Annotated in this window: 3 rRNA genes; all 3 read right to left on the bottom strand. The window is 55.6% G+C overall.

Features of this window, described 5'->3' with window-relative positions:
* Positions 1–8: 8 nt before the first annotated feature.
* Positions 9–125 (bottom strand): 5S ribosomal RNA (gene rrf / locus EPD65_RS15940).
* Positions 126–225: 100 nt separating this feature from the next.
* Positions 226–3323 (bottom strand): 23S ribosomal RNA (locus tag EPD65_RS15935).
* 357 nt (positions 3324–3680) lie between these two features.
* A 16S ribosomal RNA gene (locus EPD65_RS15930) occupies positions 3681–5197 on the bottom strand.
* Together the 16S, 23S and 5S rRNA genes form the textbook arrangement of a ribosomal RNA operon.
* Between the last annotated feature and the right edge of the window lie 79 nt (positions 5198–5276).

The raw sequence follows: 5276 nt of genomic DNA, 5'->3' as shown, positions 1-5276 counted from the left end.
GAAAATTTGTCCGGCGACGTCCTACTCTCCCACAACCTCCCGGTTGCAGTACCATCGGCGCTGTCAGGCTTAACTTCCGGGTTCGGAATGGAGCCGGGTGTTTCCCTGACGCTATGGCCGCCGAAACTCTATGGAGTTAGATCACCAACTCGCAAAGCTTCTGGGCTTTGGACTTGGTTCCCGACCGTAACTCGGGAACCACACAGTGGACGCGCAACATCTTTGAGGGACAAGCCCTCGGCCTATTAGTACCGGTCGGCTGGGCATTACTGCTGTACACCTCCGGCCTATCAACCCAGTCATCTACTGGGGGCCTTACCCGGTTAACCCGGTGGGAAACCTCATCTTGAAACGTGCTTCCCGCTTAGATGCATTCAGCGGTTATCACTTCCGAACGTAGCCAACCAGCCGTGCTCCTGGCGGAACAACTGGCACACCAGAGGTTCGTCCATCCCGGTCCTCTCGTACTAGGGACAGCCTTTCTCAAGTTTCCTGCGCGCGCGGCGGATAGGGACCGAACTGTCTCACGACGTTCTAAACCCAGCTCGCGTGCCGCTTTAATGGGCGAACAGCCCAACCCTTGGGACCTACTCCAGCCCCAGGATGCGACGAGCCGACATCGAGGTGCCAAACCATCCCGTCGATATGGACTCTTGGGGAAGATCAGCCTGTTATCCCCGGGGTACCTTTTATCCGTTGAGCGACGCCGCTTCCACATGCCAGCGCCGGATCACTAGTTCCGACTTTCGTCCCTGCTCGAGCTGTCACTCTCACAGTCAAGCTCCCTTGTGCACTTACACTCGAAACCTGATTGCCAACCAGGCTGAGGGAACCTTTGAGCGCCTCCGTTACATTTTAGGAGGCAACCGCCCCAGTTAAACTACCCATCAGGCACTGTCCCTGATCCAGATAATGGACCTAGGTTAGACATCTAGTACGACCAGAGTGGTATTTCAACGTTGACTCCACACTAACTGGCGTTAATGCTTCACAGTCTCCCACCTATCCTACACAAGCCGAACCAAACACCAATACCAAACTATAGTAAAGGTCCCGGGGTCTTTCCGTCCTGCCGCGCGTAACGAGCATCTTTACTCGTAGTGCAATTTCGCCGAGTCCACGGTTGAGACAGCGCCCAAGTCGTTACTCCATTCGTGCAGGTCGGAACTTACCCGACAAGGAATTTCGCTACCTTAGGATGGTTATAGTTACCACCGCCGTTTACTGGGGCTTAAGTTCTCAGCTTCGACTTACGTCTAACCGGTCCCCTTAACCTTCCAGCACCGGGCAGGAGTCAGTCCGTATACATCGTCTTACGACTTAGCACGGACCTGTGTTTTTAGTAAACAGTCGCTTGGGCCTGGTCTCTGCGGCCATCAACGCTTTGTGGAGCAAGTCCACTCACGAATCCGGCCCCCCTTCTCCCGAAGTTACGGGGGCATTTTGCCGAGTTCCTTAACCATGGTTCACTCGATCGCCTTGGTATTCTCTACCTGATCACCTGAGTCGGTTTGGGGTACGGGCGGCGCATAGCTCGCTAGAGGTTTTTCTCGACAGCATAGGATCATCCACTTCACCAATTGGCTCCCCATCAGGTCTCAGGCATGAGTGGCGGATTTGCCTACCACTCGCCCTACACCCTTAGCCGTGGACTACCATCGCCACGGTTGGACTACCTTCCTGCGTCACCCCATCGCTTGCCTACTACCAGGTCGGGTCATGCGCTCCACAATCTCGGCACACCCCGAAGGGAATGACGAGTGCTTTGGGCACTTAGCATCACTGGGTTCAGCATGGGCGCTATTTTGCCGGTACGGGAATATCAACCCGTTGTCCATCGACTACGCCTGTCGGCCTCGCCTTAGGTCCCGACTTACCCAGGGCAGATTAGCTTGACCCTGGAACCCTTGATCATTCGGCGGAGGAGTTTCTCACTCCTCATTCGCTACTCATGCCTGCATTCTCACTCGTGTGCTGTCCACGGCTGGATCACTCCGCCGCTTCAACCCGCACACGACGCTCCCCTACCTATCCATGCAACTGGACCACGAAGGCCTGTCTTACGCATGAATACCATAGCTTCGGTGGATAACTTGAGCCCCGCTACATTGTCGGCGCGGAATCACTTGACCAGTGAGCTATTACGCACTCTTTCAAGGGTGGCTGCTTCCAAGCCAACCTCCTGGTTGTCTGTGCGACTCCACATCCTTTTCCACTTAGTTATCGCTTAGGGACCTTAGCTGATGGTCTGGGCTGTTTCCCTCTCGACTACGGAGCTTATCCCCCGCAGTCTCACTGCCACGCTCTCACTTACCGGCATTCGGAGTTTGGCTAACGTCAGTAACCTTGTAGGGCCCATCGGCTATCCAGTGCTCTACCTCCGGCAAGAAACACGTGACGCTGCACCTAAATGCATTTCGGGGAGAACCAGCTATCACGAAGTTTGATTGGCCTTTCACCCCTATCCACAGGTCATCCCCTCAGTTTTCAACCTAAGTGGGTTCGGTCCTCCACGCGGTCTTACCCGCGCTTCAACCTGCCCATGGATAGATCACTTCGCTTCGGGTCTTGATCGTGCAACTCAAACGCCCTATTCGGACTCGCTTTCGCTACGGCTTCCCCACACGGGTTAACCTCGCTACACAACGCAAACTCGCAGGCTCATTCTTCAAAAGGCACGCTGTCACCCACGTAGGGGCTCCAACGGATTGTAGGCACATGGTTTCAGGTACTATTTCACTCCCCGCCAGGGGTACTTTTCACCTTTCCCTCACGGTACTTGTCCGCTATCGGTCACCAAGGAGTATTTAGGCTTAACGGGTGGTCCCGCCAGATTCACACGGAATTTCAGGGGTTCCGTGTTACTTGGGTGTCACTCAACAGAGCCGGTGTCTTTTATGTACGGGGCTATCACCCTCTACGGCAGGCCTTTCCAGACCACTTCGACTTCAACACCGGTTTCTTACTCTGCTCCACATCGGCAGATATGGAAAGAATGATCCCACAACCCCACATACGCAACGCCTGCCGGCTATCACACGCATGTGGTTTGGCCTCATCCGATTTCGCTCGCCACTACTCTCGGAATCACTTTTGTTTTCTCTTCCTGTGGGTACTGAGATGTTTCACTTCCCCACGTTCCCTCCACTCACCCTATGTGTTCAGGTGAGGGTAACTGGACATGACTCCAGCTGGGTTTCCCCATTCGGACATCCCCGGATCAACGCTCGGTTGCCAACTCCCCAGGGCTTATCGCAGGCTCCTACGTCCTTCATCGGCTCTTGGTGCCAAGGCATCCACCATGTGCCCTTAGTAGCTTGTCTTGCTACAAAGATGCTCGCGTCCACTGTGTAGTTCTCAAGATACGGGCGGCCCCACCCCTCAACCAGACATGCCGTCTGACCTCAGTAGTGGTCCATACGTAGAGAAGATCAAAACCAGACTCACGCCTGGTGCTCGATCCCTCAGGACCCAACAGTGTGCCAAGCCAACCCCATCCACCCACACCCAGGTTCCACACTCCCCACTCCAAAGAGCAGCAAGTAGTACTGAGGACGTATCGAGACGACGCTGGCCAACTAATCGACGTTCCACTAGTGAGCAGTGCTGACCCCGAAGAACGTGTGTCTTCGAAAGGTAGCGCCCTGGACGGCTTGAAACCGCCAGTTAAAGCTCCTTAGAAAGGAGGTGATCCAGCCGCACCTTCCGGTACGGCTACCTTGTTACGACTTCGTCCCAATCGCTCGTCCCACCTTCGACGGCTCCCTCCACAAGGGTTAGGCCACCGGCTTCGGGTGTTACCAACTTTCGTGACGTGACGGGCGGTGTGTACAAGGCCCGGGAACGTATTCACCGCAGCGTTGCTGATCTGCGATTACTAGCGACTCCGACTTCATGGGGTCGAGTTGCAGACCCCAATCCGAACTGAGACCGGCTTTTTGGGATTCGCTCCACCTCGCGGTATCGCAGCCCTTTGTACCGGCCATTGTAGCATGCGTGAAGCCCTGGACATAAGGGGCATGATGACTTGACGTCATCCCCACCTTCCTCCGAGTTGACCCCGGCAGTCTCTTATGAGTCCCCACCATTACGTGCTGGCAACATAAGACGAGGGTTGCGCTCGTTGCGGGACTTAACCCAACATCTCACGACACGAGCTGACGACAGCCATGCACCACCTGTATACCGACTAAAAGGGCACCTATCTCTAGGTGTTTCCGGTATATGTCAAACCCAGGTAAGGTTCTTCGCGTTGCATCGAATTAATCCGCATGCTCCGCCGCTTGTGCGGGCCCCCGTCAATTCCTTTGAGTTTTAGCCTTGCGGCCGTACTCCCCAGGCGGGGCGCTTAATGCGTTAGCTGCGGCACGGAACACGTGGAATGTGTCCCACACCTAGCGCCCAACGTTTACGGTGTGGACTACCAGGGTATCTAATCCTGTTCGCTCCCCACACTTTCGCTCCTCAGCGTCAGGTAATGCCCAGAGAACCGCCTTCGCCACCGGTGTTCCTCCTGATATCTGCGCATTTCACCGCTACACCAGGAATTCCGTTCTCCCCTGCATACCTCTAGTCGGCCCGTATCGGAAGCAGGCTCGGAGTTAAGCTCCGAGTTTTCACTCCCGACGTGACCAACCGCCTACGAGCCCTTTACGCCCAATAATTCCGGACAACGCTCGCACCCTACGTATTACCGCGGCTGCTGGCACGTAGTTGGCCGGTGCTTCTTCTGCAGGTACCGTCACTTGCGCTTCGTCCCTGCTGAAAGAGGTTTACAACCCGAAGGCCGTCATCCCTCACGCGGCGTTGCTGGATCAGGCTTTCGCCCATTGTCCAATATTCCCCACTGCTGCCTCCCGTAGGAGTCTGGGCCGTGTCTCAGTCCCAGTGTGGCCGGTCACCCTCTCAGGCCGGCTACCCGTCGAAGCCTTGGTGAGCCATTACCTCACCAACAAGCTGATAGGCCGCGAGCCCATCCTTCACCGCAAAAACTTTCCACCACCATCGATGCCGACAGTGGTCATATCCGGTATTAATCACCGTTTCCGGTGGCTATCCCAGAGTGAAGGGCAGATTGCTCACGTGTTACTCACCCGTTCGCCGCTCTCATACACCCGAAGGCATACTACCGCTCGACTTGCATGTGTTAAGCACGCCGCCAGCGTTCGTCCTGAGCCAGGATCAAACTCTCCGTTGAAAACAACACCCACACAACCCAAAGGCCATGCAGGAAAAAGAGATCCCGGCAAGAGACCGAACCCTGACAAAATTGTCAG

It is taken from the genome of Nocardioides jejuensis, assembly GCF_004337475.1.
GTDB lineage: Bacteria > Actinomycetota > Actinomycetes > Propionibacteriales > Nocardioidaceae > Nocardioides > Nocardioides jejuensis.
The sequence above is the reverse complement of the archived record's forward strand: the minus strand, read 5'-3'. Positions and strand labels throughout refer to the sequence as shown.